Origin of the sequence: Staphylococcus sp. GDX7P312P (genome assembly GCF_008385775.1) — a bacterium.
Lineage (GTDB): Bacteria > Bacillota > Bacilli > Staphylococcales > Staphylococcaceae > Staphylococcus > Staphylococcus haemolyticus.
Window position 1 is genome coordinate 196,426 of the sequence record NZ_VUKI01000005.1, and the last position, 15,608, is coordinate 212,033.

The window sequence follows — 15,608 nt, forward strand, 5'->3', positions numbered from 1 at the left end:
TTACACCCTCTCAACTTCAAAGATTTTTCGAGCTTCTTTATCTTCAACGATTGCTTCCCAAGGTTCGCCATGTCCATCAATCGCTTTTTTAGCATCCATAATTCTATCGAATAATTCTTTTTGACGTTCAGGATCCAGTAGTACTTCTTTAACATTTTCAAAGCCTAAACGATTTAACCATGGTGCAGTTCTTTCTGCATATATACCAGTTTCACGATAATACTGCATTAACGCACCACATAATTGAATTACTTCATCTTCAGTTTCAACGGTAGTTAATAATTTACCAACTGTAACATCTGTACCTCCGTTACCACCGATGTATATTTGATAACCATTTTCTACTGAGATAACACCGAAATCTTTAACTCCTGATTCAACGCAACTACGTGGACAACCAGATACACCCATTTTAAATTTATGTGGTGTGTCAATGTATTCGAATGTTTTTTCTAAACGTATGCCTAAGCGTGTAGTGTATTGAGTACCGAATCGACAGAATTCTTTACCTACACAACTTTTAACTGAACGTGTTTTCTTACCATATGCTGAAGCTGAACGCATACCTAAATCTTCCCATACTTTAGGTAATTCTTCTTTCTTCAATCCATATAAACCTACACGTTGAGAGCCTGTTACTTTAACTAATGGAACGTTGTATTTTTTTGCAACTTCACCTAATCTTATTAATTGGTCAGCATCTGTTACGCCTCCACGCATTTGTGGAATAACAGAGAATGTACCATCATTTTGAATATTTGCATGATAACGTTCGTTTGCGAAGCGTGATTCTTTTTCATCTTGATGGTCATGTGGGTATACCATATTTAAATAGTAGTTTATTGCTGGACGACATTTTGGACAACCATTTTTATCTTTAAAGTCTAGTACGTGACGAACTTCTTTAGATGTTTTTAGACCTTTAGCTCTTATTTGCGTAACAATTTGATCACGTGTTAAATCAGTACAAGCACAAATTCCGGTAGGTTTCGCTGCTACAAAGTCATCACCTAATGTGCATTGTAATAACTCGCCAATTTGTCCTTTACATTTACCACATGAATTACCCGCTTTAGTTGCTTTCGTTACTTCTTCCACTGATGTTAATCCTTTAGTCGTAATCGCATTAACAATCGTACCTTTATCTACACCGTTACAGCCACAAATAGTTTCATCGTCTGGCATATCAGCGATAGAAGTTACCGCTTCTTCTCCACCTTTGTACAATAATGATACTAATGTATAGTCTTCTAATGATTCATGTTTTTTCATCATATTATAGAATCTTGAGCCATCATCTGTATCACCATATAATACTGCTCCGACAACTTGACCATCACTCAAATAGACTTTTTTATAAATATTATCGACACTGTTGAAAATTTCAATACCATGGACATTCTCATTTTCAACAATTTGCCCCGCACTATATAAATCACAGCCAGACACTTTTAATGAAGTGAAAGTTGTAGAACCTTTGTACCCTTCTGTTTCTTTTCCAGTTAGGTAGTCAGCTAACACTTTACCTTGTTCATAGAGCGGTGCGACTAAGCCATATACTTTGCCGTCATGCTCTGAACATTCGCCAACAGCATAAATATTAGGGTCTGATGTTTGTAAATAATCATTAACAACAATACCTCTATTTACTTCTAGACCTGCATCACGTGCTACTTGAGTAAATGGACGGATACCGACTGCCATGACCACTAAATCAGTTTCGATTATTCTTCCATCCGCCAATTTAATCGCTTCTACATCATCTTTACCAATAATTTCTTTAGAGTTCGCTTGTAACTCGATATTCATACCTTGACGTTCTAAATCCGCTTTAAGCATGCCGCCAGCTTTACGGTCTAACTGCATTTCCATAAGCCATTCTGCTAAGTGTAATACAGTTACTTCCATACCTTGATCCATTAAACCACGTGCACATTCAAGTCCTAATAATCCGCCACCAATAACGACAGCTTTCTTTTTCGTTTTAGCGATTTCAATCATGCGTTCAGTATCTTCGATTGTTCTCCAACCTATAACACTTGGTAAATCTGATCCAGGTATCGGTAATACGAAAGCACTAGATCCTGTTGCAAATATACAAATGTCATAATTCACTTCAACACCTTTTGATGTTGTTACTGTTTGTGCTGAACGATCAACCGTCTCTACTGGGTCGTTGACGATGAGCTGAATGTTGTTCTCTTCATACCATTCATATGGATTCATTATTGTTTCTTCTACAGTCATTTTCTTCTGTAATATATTTGATAACATTATTCTGTTATAGTTTGGATAAGGTTCTTTCCCAATAATTGTAATGTCAAATTGTGAATCTGAACGCTCTAGAATTTCTTCTATCGTTCTTAATCCCGCCATGCCGTTTCCAATCATCACTAATTTTTGTTTAGTCATAAAATATGCCCCTTTTATCACTTAAAATTTACTTATTTTCCATTTGCAATTTTTGTTTTTTTAAAATGTTTGATATTCAACATTTGTTTCTTCACTGCTATTCTATAACAGATTCCACTTAAAATGTGATGATTTTCACAAATAAATTAAAAATCGGGGAATTCCCTAATATATTCAATAATTTGTCCAAATACAATAAAAAACTGAGACAACATTGTGCCTCAGCTTATAAATCCTAATTAAATGTTAATTGCTTTAAACGTTCACTAATAATTCCCTTTAATATGTTATCGAAATTAATAGACGGTGTAATGTGTAGCGTACCCTGTATATCCATTTCTGTAATGAGTCGTTTTACTTTGTTTACTAGTCGCCCATCATATAAAAACATTGGCACTACAATAAGTTCATCATACTCATTCGAAAGTTGATCCAAGTCATTTCTAAAAGTGATGTCACCATATAGCGTACGACAATAGATAGGTACAGGTTGATTCATTTTTTCACTAAATTCCTTTAACTCATCATGTGCTTTCGTATATGAGAAACTACCATGTGCGATTAATACAATCGCATAATTAGAGGAGGTAGAAATTTCAACATCTTGAATACGTTTTTCAACTAAATTTACCATATAGGCATGCGTACCAAGCGGTTCACTAATTTCGTAACTTATTTCAGGATGATCTTTTTTGATATTTGATAAAATTTCAGGAACATCAACGATATAATGCATTGCCGAAAAGATCAAAAGAGGTACAACTTTAAATTGAGTTTCACCTTGCTTTATTAAACGACCAATCGTGTTTTCAATACTCTTTTCTTCACTTTCAATAAACGCTAATTCATATTCATACGTTTCATCACTTAATAAACGATCTAAGAATTCCCCCAACGCTTTATTTTGATCACCTTTTCTCATGCCGTGTGCCACTAATATATTCGCAACCAATCGCTTCATCCCCTTTATATAAGACTTTAGTACTTTTAAAAATTTGGTCATAAAATGCTTTAATGTTGATTAAAATGATATGTTTTAATCATAATTTAGTCAACTTTTTCAATAATGTGGTTGAATTAATTCATTAAAAAAAGGTTCTGCTATCTACTCATTTAACTTAGTGATAACACAACCCTATTATTGATTACTTAGCCTTCATACTATCACGTGAACCATTTAAATACGCATATACTAAACCAATAAATATACCTCCACCGATATAGTTACCAATTAAAGCAAACACAATATTTTTAATAACACCTAACCATGATAGTGCATCTAAATTATAGAACACCATACCTGCGTACAAACCAGCATTGAAGACAACGTGTTCATAACCCATGAATACAAACACAACAACACCTGCAGCAATAAAGAATGCTCTTGCCAGTCCTTCTTTAAATAACATAGACACGTATATACCAATATTAATAAAGAAATTACAGAAGATTGCTTTAATTAAAATATTTAACCAAGTTGATTCTACCGTTTTCATATGTACTGTCTTACTTAAGCTGGCAATCATTTCTGGCGTCATAATATGCGTCCCTTTCATTAAAAAGAATAATATGAATCCACCAATAATATTCCCTATAAAACAGAATAAGAAAATGAACAACATCTTATTAATAGTAATGGCTCTATAATACCAGCCGACTGTTAAATACATGAAATTACTAGTTAGTAATTCTGAGTTCGTCAACACAATTAATACTAAAGCTAAACTAAATGCAATCGCACCTAGCAAATTAACTAAACCTTCATTAGTGCCTGCAAACTGTGTTTTAATTGCCAACATAAATACCGTTACGATTGCTAATAAAAACCCTGACATAATTGCTTTCAATGCATATCTACCAGGCGTTTTTGTAGCCATAATTTCTTTCGTCTGTACCTGCCCAACAGCAACTTCTACAATATCACGCGTTGCATGGGTGTCCTCAACCGTTTTATTGTTCTTCAACATATGTATGCCCCCTACATCCTTTCAAGTTATGTTTCAATTATATATTTTTTAAGAAAACATGAATAGCTTAAATTTTTTAGGTAAAAAAAGTGAGGTAAAATCGTATCATGTAGACACGATTCTACCTCACTTAGTAATTCACTATTTATGTGCTTTAAGTCTTGATAAATAGCGTAAACCTGTAGCAAAAATGCCATAGCCTAGCGCTGTTCTTAAAACATATTTAATTGCACTATTATCAATTGCCTTTGAATTGAGTAGTACTGTAGGTATTAATGTACTAACTGAAAATAAAGCAAGTACTTTTAAATATCTTTCTTTCATATCATCAACCTCATTTCAACTACATTATAACTTAAATATAGTTAAATTTTTTGACATACTTATGACTTTTTTTGTTTCAATAATGAATCAAGTTGGTCCAATGTAGAATTCATTCCCGCTTCTACACCCATATCAAGTGCTTGTTGCGCCGCATCTTTTGTTGGAAAGATAGAAGTTGACGTTACAAGCGTGCGTTGCGCTGATTCTGAAGTGAAATCAATCAAAATTTGCATCCCAGGTAATGATGTATCTTTCTCACCTTGAGATGTAGCAAAGAAATCTAAGTATTCAATATGATTAGGTTTATCCACTTTTTTATATTCAGTCAATGTGTAACTTGTTTGTTCTGGCATTTCTATCGCAAAGAAGGCATCACCACCGGCTACTGGGTTAAAACGATAAACTTTTGTTTTACCTCCTTGAGGATGAAACCATTGTTCGAATAACGTCTCCGTTGTGTATGCCTCGAAAACTTCATTTATTGGCGCCTCAAACGTTCTATTAAATATAATTTTATTATCTTTTAGTTGAATTGACATTTAAATCCCCCTATCTATTTGTTAAAAGCTCTCTATGAATTTACCAGTTATTGTTTTTAATTACAAAAATATAAAAGCTCCCTTCAAAGTTTACATTCATTAATGTCTACTTTGTAGGGAGCCATATGAGTATTTTTAGTAAGTAGTATAACTAGTGATTAGTCTTCAAGTGGAAATTCTAAATCAAATTCAACATTTAAGTCTTTTCCTAATAAGAAACCACCAGTTTCAAGTTGTTGGTTAAACGTAATGCCATATTTTTCACGGTTAAGGCTTCCAGTAATTACTAACCCAGCAGTGTTTTTACCGTTTAATGGATTTAAACTAGTACCTTTATAATCTAAATCAAAAGTTTCTTCATGTGTTTGATCTTTCATAGTTAAGTTACCAGTAACTGATTTATCATCTACTTTAGTAATTTCAAATTTAATTTCTGGGTAGTTTTCAGCGTCTAAGAAATCTGCGCTTTTAAGATGATTATCACGATCTGCTACTTTAGTATCAATTGAATTTGCTTTAACAGTAAAAGTACCTTGTAATGAACTTAAATCATTGAAATCACCTGAAATGTTAGCGTCAAATTCGTTAAAACGTCCTTTAACATTTGATACAACTAAGTGTTGAATAGAAAAGTTAACTCCTGAATGTGCTGGATCTAAATTTAAATTAGCCATGTGTACATACCTCCATTATTTAAATTATGAAACTACGTAGCTGAAAATCAGTACTATAGTTTGTATAATTATTATACTTAGTATAATAAAACAACTTCAGTGAAAATACAAGTAAAAAGACTCAAATTTTAAATTTATTAATGTGCTAACATTTCTTCTTTAATTTCGTCTTTATCTAATGAGGCAGGATAATACGTTGGCCAATGATCCATTTCTTTAAGTAATGTTTCATTGTTGTTACCCATAAAAATGTGGAAGTGTTCTGCTTTCTTAGGTGCGATATTATGATCACTAAACTGAACGTACTTCGGTAATGTTTGCTTGTCAGAGTGCTTCAATTTAAAAATAAATCTAACTCCACGATTACCTTTCTTATAATCTAGGATTTTTTTACCAACATATTCATACGTTCCAGTAACCTTCTTCCCATTTTTTTCAAAAGTAATGTTATCACCTTTAATATTTATGTTAGAAACGTCAGTTTTGTAACCTTTCTCATAGTATTTTTTATACTCTTTTGCTGTCATAGTGCTATCTTCTTCGGATTTATGTTTCATAACATCATCTAAATCACCATTTTTTAAATAGGGATAAACTGATTGCCATTCACCTTCATAATCTGATAGCTCACGATCTTTAACTTGCTCATCTTTAAAATAACCATCTGAAATTGCTTTGTCATGCTTATGTTCAGCTTTGTCATCTTGTACTTTAATATTGGAATCCAATGCTTTATCTAAAGCTTCAATATTTTTGTTCATTAAAGTTTGATAATTCATTGATGTGTCTTTAGATAGTTCTTTATTTAGTGACTCCATATTATAGAATTTTAATGGCTTGGCGTTGGTTTCTTTTCTGATTGTCTCAGTCACTTTATTGGCAACATTATCTTCATATAATATGTATTTAACATTTTTATCATTAATCTCTTTAACTAATTGTGTAAGTGCTTTTTGAGAAGGGTCTTCAGCGTTCATATTTTGAATTCCCTTTTGAACAAAGCCATAGCGATCAGCGAGATAACCTAAAGATTCATGTGAAATAAATACAGCATTACCTTGTTTATCTTTAGTAATGTCTTTTAATTTATTGTCAATGTCATCTAACGATTTTTCTAATTTTTTAAAATTTTTCTCATATTCATTTTTATGCTTTGGATCTTTAGCTACTAACTGATCTTTAATTTCTTTAGCAAAGATTTTATTTTTCTCAGGATCTAACCATACGTGTGGATCATATCCGCCATGATGATGGTGTTCGTGTCCATGTGAATCCTCGTGTTCTTCATCACCGTGTTCATGTTGATCTGTTAGTAGTGTTGATTGATCTAGTTTATCTTGTAATGAAACTTTCTTTTTATCATTTTTAATTGTGGCTGCAACTTTCTTAGCGACTGGATCTAAATCATCACCTGTATATACAAATAAATCAGATTGATTAACCTTTAGCATGTCTTTCTGAGTTGGTTCATAATCATGTAGGTCTGTACCAGCAGGATAAATAGACGATACATTAACATGATTACCACCTATTTCCTCTATAAAGGATTGCAAAGGATATACAGTTGTAGACACATTCATTTTGTTATCACCTTTAGAATCTTTATTAGAACGATCTTCCTTTCCACAAGCGACTAATATAAATGCAATAATAGTTATTAAAACAGTAAGACTTAAAAAGCGTTTCATTTTATACCTCCTAAATAGTAATAATTACGATTTAAAAGTATAACTTCATTTGTATAAAATTACAATAGTTTTTTAATGTTTTTTATTTTCAATTTAATAAAAACCATCTTTTATTAAAATTATCTATCATTAATTAAGTTACTACCTTTCTAAATTTAAAAAAGAAGAATCATAGTGAAGTACACTACAATTCTTCTTCGAATCAACTTTATTAAATTTATTTCACTTCTCTTTAGTGGTTACAATATAACACAAAATGAATGTCAGCGTTATTCACTATGACATCGTGACTATAAGTATTTCTTCCATTCTTCGACTTTATAAGGATCTTTCACTTTTTTTCCATTTATAAAAACTGTTGGAACAGTATCAATATTATTATCTTCTGTTAGTTCTTTTTGTTCTTCTGCTTTTTTCCAAGCTTCACTGTTCTTAGTCTTATACTGCTTTTTAATGTCAGATTTTTGTTGCGTCGTAATATCTAACTTATCAATTTCTTTATCAAGAAATTGTTCTGTTAACCACTTTTTATCCTCGTCTTTTTGATTCTCGAATACGTTACGTTGAAAAGTTAAGTATTCATTAGGTGCAACTTTTTGCACTGCATTTCCGGCTCTAGAGCCGACGATAGAATCTTTACCAAGAAAACCAGCATTAATAAATTGATACTCTACTTTATTCGTATCAATATAGTCTTTTTTAATTGTTGGCATTACATTCTTTTCCACTTTTTTACAGTATGGACATTTAAAGTCTCCATACTCAACGATTAAAATTTTGCCATTTTTAGTTTTAGGTGGCTGCTTTTCCTTGTTGTTATTAGAACAAGCACTCATGATGATTATTAAAACCAACATCATACTTATTATCAAAATTGTCTTTTTCATAGATGCTCCTTTGTAATAACATATTAATTCATATTTTCTTCCTTATAATCAGCATCATGTGATTCGATATATTGTTTTGTATCAAAGTTATCAATACGTTTCGCTTTTTTACCATCAAATTGATAAGTGTAGTAATGAACTTCTTCATTATTACTTAAAGGCTTATACGCTAAGACAACATACTTACCATCTTCATATACATAAATATTCGCATCTTTTTTATCAAAGTGTTTAACCATATCTCCTGTATCATTCTTAGCCATTTGTTCTTGCTTTTGATCTTGCATTTTAACAGCTTTATCTATTTTATCGACATATTTATCGTTACCACACGCTGCTAGCAATAATATACCGACACTTAACATAACTAATATACGTTTCATATATTCACTCCTATTGCCCAGTTCTCTTTATCTATCATTATACTTCTTTTGCAAATACTATCATACAATGGTTTTAAAATATGCGCTAGTTCATAAAAATTTGGTTTTCTAAAAATATTTATTATTATAAATTAAATATATATTTTAACCTACAACTAAAGTACGATGTGATTTAATAACTTTTCTTGTGTAATAGTTGTAGTTATTTGTTAAAATAAATGATAATTCTTAAAAACGCAGAGGAGTAGATGAATATGAAATTCGTAACTTTATCACCGGAGGAATTTGAGAAATTTACATCCAGTCATTTCTCTCATTACACACAATCCCGAATTCACTTTGAAAACAGAAATGAATTAAAAGATGATGTGCATGTTGTAGGTGTCAAAGATGACAGCGACAATGTCATCGCTGCAACTTTAATGACTGAGGCACGTGCTTTAAAAGTATTCAAATACTTTTATACACATCGTGGACCTGTCATGGACTACAGTAATATTGAATTGGTTCACTTTTTCTTTAAATCACTAACAAGTTATTTAAAAAAATATAATTGCTTATATGTATTAGTTGATCCTTATATTTTGGAGAACCTACGTAATGCTGATGGAGAAATTTTAGAAAGTTACGATAACCGAGCAGTCATCAAAACGTTGGAAGATTTAGGTTACAAACATCAAGGATGGACAGTAGGTTATAGCACAATGAGTCAAATACGTTGGTTATCTGTCTTAGATTTAAAAGACAAGTCAGAAGATCAATTATTAAAAGAAATGGACTATCAAACACGTCGTAACATTAAAAAAACGTATGAAATGGGCGTAAAAGTAAGAACGCTACCTATGGATGAAACGGATACGTTCTTTGAATTATTCCAAATGGCCGAAGAAAAACATGGTTTCAAATTTAGAGATAAACCATACTTTTATGAAATGCAAAAAACGTATAAAGACCATGCAATGCTTAAACTTGCTTATATTGATTTAAAGGATTACTTATCTACTCTTCAACAAAAACACGATTCATTGACAGAACAATTAGCCGAAGTCGAGGCTGTATTAGAGGAAAACCCTAACTCTAAGAAAAATAAAAATAAACGCACACAAATACAACAACAAGTTGATAGTAATGAACGCAAATTAAATGAAACGAAAGATAAAATTGCTGAAGAAGGCGAAACACTTAATCTAGCTGCGGCTTTATACTTATATAATGAACACGAAGTTTATTATTTATCCAGTGGTTCAAATCCTAAATATAATGCTTATATGGGCGCATATCGTTTACAATGGGACATGATTAAATTCGCAAAAGAACATAATGTAGATCGTTATAATTTCTACGGTATTACAGGTGACTTTAGTGAAGATGCTGAAGATTATGGTGTGCAACAATTTAAAAAAGGCTTCAATGCTAATGTTTACGAATACATTGGAGATTTCATTAAACCGATACACCCACTTGCATACAAAGTTAAACAACTATTAGAACGTAAATAACTATAATGCAAAAAACACTTTTCTAAGTTCAACTTAATGAACTTTAGAAAAGTGTTTTTCATTATTATTCTTCATTAATTACATTTAAGAAACGACGTAATTCTTCTGTCTTAGGATGTTCGAATACTTCGTCTGGTGTACCTTGTTCACCGATACGTCCTTCATGTATAAAGACGATTTTATTTGAGACTTGGCGTGCAAATCGCATTTCATGCGTTACAATCACCATTGTCATACCTTCATCAGCTAATTCTTTAATTACTCTTAATACGTCATTAACTAATTCTGGATCTAATGCAGATGTAGGTTCATCAAACAACATAACTTGCGGATTCATAGCTAGTGCTCTAGCTATTGCTACACGTTGTTGTTGACCACCCGAAAGTGCATGTGGTCGTTGATCTTTAACACTTGTTAACCCAACTTTTTCAAGTAACCCCATTGCTCTTTCTTTCGCATCTGCTTTACTCATTTTCTTAACAGTTACTAATCCTTCCATTACATTTTCCAATGCAGATTTATGTGGAAATAGATTATAACTTTGAAATACCATACCCGATTGCTTGCGTACGCTTATTTGAGACTTTTTATTATTTGCGGTGTAACTTTCACCATTAACACTTACATTACCTTCAGTCGGAATTTCTAAAGCATTAATCATACGTAGTAATGTCGTTTTACCTGAACCAGATCGTCCGATAAGTGTTACGACTTCCCCTTTTTCTACGTTTAAATCAATGCCTTTAATGACTTCTTTATCATTGAATGATTTATGGATACCACTTAGTTCAATCATGAGTTATACCCTCTTTCAATATATGATTCATAGAAGCTTTGGATAACTGAGATAATGAAGCAAATTACCCAATACATAACTGCTACAAGAATATAAATTGTGAAATATTCATATGTTGTAGACGCTACCTCTTGAGCTTTACGGAACATTTCTGCAACTAAGATAAAGCCAAGTAATGATGTATCTTTAATTAAACTTAAGAATGTATTTCCTAAAGCTGGTATTGAAACACGAATCGCTTGAGGTAAAATAATTCTTTGAATCGTTTGTCTATAGTTCATTCCTATAGAATAAGCCGCTTCTGTTTGACCTTTAGGTATAGAAATAATACCACCACGGATTATTTCTGAAGCATACGCACCAACATTAAGTGATAAACCGATGATAGCTGAAATAACTGATGATAATGTCCATTGTTCATCAGCATTACCAGTTACTAGGCGTCCTAATTCAGGAATACCATAAAAGATTATGAATAACTGTACAATCATCGGTGTACCACGAATAATTGAAACGTATACTCTTGCGATACCTTTTAAAACTTTACTCGTTGAAATACGCATTAACGCTGTAAATAAAGCAATAATCAAACCTAAGATAAATGTAACTATTGTTATTGGAATAGAATATTTTAATAAACCTTCCAACATTGGTCCAAATGCTTGCCCTGCCGCATCTAATGCATGTTGTTGTTGACTATTTAGGCTCAGAAACATTTTCACCGAACCATTTCTTACCAATTTCTGCTAATTTACCATTTTCTTTTAATTTTTTAAGTCCATCATTGAAATCAGAAACAACTTTATCATCAACATCTTTGTTAAATGTGAATGCTGATTTACTTTGTTCTGCATTTCCTTTGATTGCTTTAATTTTAGCGTTTGGTTTTTGTTTTTTATAATCTAAGTAAGATAAGCTATCGTTGAATGTACCATCAACACGATTAGATAATAATAAGTCCATCGCTTGGTTAAAACCATCAACTTTAGTAATATCTGCACCTTTATCTTTAGCTAATTGACCATAGTTAGACGTGAATGTTTGAGCCATTTTTTTACCTTTAACGTCATTAAATGATTTAATGTTCTTTTCATTTTCACGTACTACTAAAACTGCGCTTGAATAAGTGTAAGGTGTAGAGAATTTATATTTTTTCTCTCTATCTTTGTTTACACCAACTTGGTTAGCAATAACGTCAAAACGTTTCGCATCTAAACCAGCAAACATTGAATCCCATGATGTTTCATTAAATTTAAGTTTATAACCTTTTTCTTTTGCAACTGCTTTGATTACGTCAATATCGTAACCAGTTAATTTGTCTTGTTTATTGTGGAACGTGAATGGTGCATATGTACCTTCAGTACCCACTTTCAGTGTTTTACTATCGCTGTTACTACTACTTGATTTAGAATCACTATTTTTATCAGAAGATCCTCCATTACCACAAGCAGCTAACACAAAGATAAGTGCTAAAGCAACAAATAAAAGTCTTTTCATCTACCTTGTCCTCCATATTCCTATTAGATTAGTCAGAATAAATTAATTCTAATCTCATGGGTAGGAATAGTCAACATTATTTTACATTTGCTTAAGTGTTCAGAATGTTTGGATATTAATAAAATAAAAAAGAGACCTAGACATAGAACGTTTTTGTTAGAAGGAGCCCTCTATGGTATCCCTTCTTTGGAAAAATGCTTAAACATTTTCAACGTCCGTCTTGATCTCTTATTTTAACTATATAAAGTTCATTTAATTATTTTGTAATTTAGCTTCAGCCTTAACCTTTTTCTTACTTTTAATTAAAAATGTAAGTAATAAACTGATGACTGTAATAATAACGGCAAATAAAAATCCTGAATGATAACCATGAAGCATAGCATCAATTTGTATTTGTCCTGCCATTTCTTTTTTATCCATACCTTGATAATCACTCATCGTCGGTTGGAAATTCTTACTTGCTGTACTTAATATTGTAATTAAACCTGCTGTTCCAATTGAACCAGCAATTTGCTGAATGGTATTTGTCATGGATGAGCCATGAGCATTAAGTTCTGGTGTTAGCTGATTCATTGTATGCGTCATTATTGGCATCAAGCCCATTGCTATTCCAATCATACGAATAGCATAAACAGTTGCTAACATTATCGTAGATGTATGTTCGTCCATGACTACAAAGTAAGAAGTCGTTATAAGAACAATAGACATACCAATTATTGCTAACACTTTAGCACCAAATGTTTCGTATAACCAACCTGAAATAACAGACATAATAGCCATAACAATTGCGCCAGGTAGTAAGATGAGTCCTGAATCGATAGGCGTTCTTCCTAATAGATTTTGTACAAACATAGGTAATACTGTTTCAGAACCAATCATCGAAATCATTGTTGCAGCCATAATCGCTAAACCAACTGCAAACTCTTTATTCTTAAACACTTTGAAACTTAGTAATGGCGTTTCAAGTCTCTCTTGACGCCAAATAAATAATCCGACTAATAGTATGCCGCCTATTATCGTTATTAATACTAGTGGATCATCCCATCCATCACTTGAAATAGAACTAACACCGTATAATAATCCACCAAATCCTAATATAGATAATATTATAGAAATGAGGTCAATAGGAGTTTTAACTGTTGTTCCAACATTTTTAATAATTTTTAAAGCTATAAGAAATGTTATTGCTGAAATCGGTGCTACGACATGGAAAAGTGATCTCCAATCAAAATATTCAACTAAATAACCCGATAATGTAGGTCCAATTGCTGGTGCAAGACCTATGACCAATCCAAACATTCCCATATATTTACCACGTTCATGTGGTTTAAAGACATCTAGAATTGTAGTCATCATGAGTGGCATCATAATACCTGAGCCTAATGCTTGTATAATACGTGCGATTAAAAGAATTGTGAAGTTTGGACTAAAACCGCCTAACATCGTCCCGATAAAGAATATCAGAATTCCAGTTAGGAACACTTGTCTTGTTGAGTATCGCTGAATAATAAATGCAGATAATGGAATGACTACACCATTAGTTAGTAAGAATGCAGTTGTTAGCCATTGTACTTGTGAATACTCAATGTTGAAATCTTTCATTATTCTCGGCAATGCTGTAGTGAGTAGCGTTTCATTTAACAACCCGAAAAAGCCACCTAACAACATCGTAAATATCATTGCTAATTTTTGTCTATGTGACATATTATTCCCCTCCTATCTACCTAAGCTTTCAATAGATACATTTGCCTATTATACATATATATTTTTAAATTTCATATAAATTGTTTGTATTATTTTGTAAATCGTAATAATTACTATTTACTTTTACCTTACTTTCCTTTATGCTTTTTAAAAAGGAGGAATCAAATATGAAACAAGATTTACAAACAGCACGTCGAAATTTGAATAGTCCTAATATCAAAACTCGCAAACGTGCATTAAAAATAATTAAACAATACAAACGTAATCGTAAATCAGCTTAATGTTATCTATTTCTTCCATAAATAACTCCTAAAAAGAAGAAGGCTGGGACTATACAAAATGTCTCAGCCTTCTTTTACCGTAATGGCAGTAGTTGATTGATTTGAAAATTCGCTTAAATCAAGCCTTTTTCAAACCTAGTCATCCTTGCCGGGATGGGACAGCGAATTTATTTTAATTTCTGTCCCACTCCCACTCCTTTAATTTAATAATTATAAATAATAATGATCAATTACATTTAAATTGTCATCTAATTCATAAATAAGTGGTGCACCAGTTTTAATTTCATAGCCAATGATATCTTCATCAGATACATTATCTAAATATTTAATTAATGCGCGGATTGAATTACCGTGTGCAGCTACTAGAACTGTTTCTCCGTCTAATAGATGTTGAGAAATCTTATCTGTCCATATAGGTACCACACGTTCTAACGTTGTTTTTAAACTTTCAGAATAAGGCATCATACGATGATCTAAATGTCTATAACGACGATCTTTTAAATATGATTCGCGTTGTTCTTCAGTTTGTGCTGGTGGCTTAACGTCATATGAACGTCGCCATTGATGCACTTGTTCTTCACCAAATTCTTTTCGCGCTTCATCTTTATTAAGACCTTGTAATTTACCATAATGACGCTCATTTAAACGCCAACTTTTATGCACTGGAATCCACTCTTGATCTGATTCAGCTAATAAAAATTGAGTTGTCTCTAATGCTCTTGTTAACAATGAAGTAAACGCCACATCAATTTCAATGCCATTTTCTTTTAGTTTACGTCCAGAAGTAATTGCTTCATTTCGTCCTTGTTCAGATAGTTGAACATCTTCCCATCCTGTAAATAAATTTTTAGCATTCCATTCACTTTGACCGTGACGACATAATATTAATTTTGGCATATCAAAACACCTTCCTATACGTTAGTTTTAATTGAATGATTTTGTTTAAAATGCCTTAAA

At 32.1% G+C, this 15,608-nt stretch carries 16 protein-coding genes; 2 read left to right on the forward strand and 14 right to left on the reverse strand.

Annotation, left to right across the window (positions count from 1 at the left end; genetic code table 11):
- The 9 genes from nirB to F1592_RS02760 all read right to left on the reverse strand — a co-directional run bounded on the left by nirB (window position 1) and on the right by F1592_RS02760 (window position 8,874).
- Window positions 1–2,412 carry a nitrite reductase large subunit NirB gene (gene nirB, locus F1592_RS02720; RefSeq protein WP_053020462.1) on the reverse strand — a complete coding sequence of 804 codons (2,412 nt, stop codon included), beginning with the start codon at window positions 2,410–2,412 and terminating at the stop codon, window positions 1–3.
- A 235-nt stretch (window positions 2,413–2,647) separates the two neighbouring features.
- Complete coding sequence (locus F1592_RS02725; RefSeq protein WP_053016558.1) at window positions 2,648–3,364, reverse strand: sirohydrochlorin chelatase; 717 nt, start codon at window positions 3,362–3,364, stop codon at window positions 2,648–2,650.
- A 193-nt stretch (window positions 3,365–3,557) separates the two neighbouring features.
- A complete protein-coding gene (locus F1592_RS02730) occupies window positions 3,558–4,379 on the reverse strand; it encodes a formate/nitrite transporter family protein (protein ID WP_149809407.1) in 822 nt (273 codons plus the stop codon).
- Window positions 4,380–4,520: 141 nt separating this feature from the next.
- Window positions 4,521–4,703: a hypothetical protein gene (locus F1592_RS02735; RefSeq protein WP_011274973.1), complete on the reverse strand. Its 183-nt coding sequence runs from the start codon at window positions 4,701–4,703 to the stop codon at window positions 4,521–4,523.
- 59 nt (window positions 4,704–4,762) lie between these two features.
- Window positions 4,763–5,242: an SRPBCC family protein gene (locus tag F1592_RS02740; RefSeq protein WP_053016554.1), complete on the reverse strand. Its 480-nt coding sequence runs from the start codon at window positions 5,240–5,242 to the stop codon at window positions 4,763–4,765.
- A 158-nt stretch (window positions 5,243–5,400) separates the two neighbouring features.
- Window positions 5,401–5,916, reverse strand: a complete 516-nt coding sequence (locus tag F1592_RS02745) for a YceI family protein (RefSeq protein ID WP_053016552.1) — start codon at window positions 5,914–5,916, stop codon at window positions 5,401–5,403.
- Window positions 5,917–6,053: 137 nt separating this feature from the next.
- Window positions 6,054–7,604, reverse strand: coding sequence for a zinc ABC transporter substrate-binding lipoprotein AdcA (gene adcA / locus F1592_RS02750; RefSeq protein WP_107609857.1), 1,551 nt, complete (start codon window positions 7,602–7,604; stop codon window positions 6,054–6,056).
- Window positions 7,605–7,894: 290 nt separating this feature from the next.
- Complete coding sequence (locus tag F1592_RS02755; protein ID WP_053016548.1) at window positions 7,895–8,491, reverse strand: DsbA family protein; 597 nt, start codon at window positions 8,489–8,491, stop codon at window positions 7,895–7,897.
- 23 nt (window positions 8,492–8,514) lie between these two features.
- Window positions 8,515–8,874 carry a DUF4467 domain-containing protein gene (locus tag F1592_RS02760; protein ID WP_037535751.1) on the reverse strand — a complete coding sequence of 120 codons (360 nt, stop codon included), beginning with the start codon at window positions 8,872–8,874 and terminating at the stop codon, window positions 8,515–8,517.
- Window positions 8,875–9,128: 254 nt separating this feature from the next.
- On the opposite strand from F1592_RS02760, the gene F1592_RS02770 reads away from it, so the two are divergent.
- A complete protein-coding gene (locus tag F1592_RS02770) occupies window positions 9,129–10,373 on the forward strand; it encodes an aminoacyltransferase (protein ID WP_037535749.1) in 1,245 nt (414 codons plus the stop codon).
- A 64-nt stretch (window positions 10,374–10,437) separates the two neighbouring features.
- On the opposite strand, the gene F1592_RS02775 is transcribed toward F1592_RS02770, so the two are convergent.
- The 4 genes from F1592_RS02775 to F1592_RS02790 all read right to left on the reverse strand — a co-directional run bounded on the left by F1592_RS02775 (window position 10,438) and on the right by F1592_RS02790 (window position 14,370).
- Window positions 10,438–11,169 (reverse strand): amino acid ABC transporter ATP-binding protein, encoded by a 732-nt coding sequence (locus tag F1592_RS02775; protein ID WP_053016547.1) that lies wholly within the window; start codon window positions 11,167–11,169, stop codon window positions 10,438–10,440.
- Window positions 11,166–11,885, reverse strand: coding sequence for an amino acid ABC transporter permease (locus F1592_RS02780; RefSeq protein ID WP_029376620.1), 720 nt, complete (start codon window positions 11,883–11,885; stop codon window positions 11,166–11,168). The genes F1592_RS02775 and F1592_RS02780 overlap by 4 nt, the downstream gene beginning before the upstream one ends.
- The gene (locus F1592_RS02785) at window positions 11,866–12,666 is read right to left on the reverse strand and encodes a transporter substrate-binding domain-containing protein (RefSeq protein WP_053016545.1); all 801 of its coding nucleotides are present in this window, start codon (window positions 12,664–12,666) and stop codon (window positions 11,866–11,868) included. The genes F1592_RS02780 and F1592_RS02785 overlap by 20 nt, the downstream gene beginning before the upstream one ends.
- A 252-nt stretch (window positions 12,667–12,918) precedes the next feature.
- Complete coding sequence (locus F1592_RS02790) at window positions 12,919–14,370, reverse strand: MDR family MFS transporter (protein ID WP_053016543.1); 1,452 nt, start codon at window positions 14,368–14,370, stop codon at window positions 12,919–12,921.
- 167 nt (window positions 14,371–14,537) lie between these two features.
- On the opposite strand from F1592_RS02790, the gene F1592_RS02795 reads away from it, so the two are divergent.
- The gene (locus tag F1592_RS02795) at window positions 14,538–14,651 is read left to right on the forward strand and encodes a putative metal homeostasis protein (RefSeq protein ID WP_107609856.1); all 114 of its coding nucleotides are present in this window, start codon (window positions 14,538–14,540) and stop codon (window positions 14,649–14,651) included.
- 210 nt (window positions 14,652–14,861) lie between these two features.
- On the opposite strand, the gene F1592_RS02800 is transcribed toward F1592_RS02795, so the two are convergent.
- On the reverse strand, window positions 14,862–15,548 hold the full coding sequence (locus F1592_RS02800) for a 2,3-diphosphoglycerate-dependent phosphoglycerate mutase (protein WP_011274961.1): 687 nt from the start codon (window positions 15,546–15,548) through the stop codon (window positions 14,862–14,864).
- Window positions 15,549–15,608: the final 60 nt, after the last annotated feature.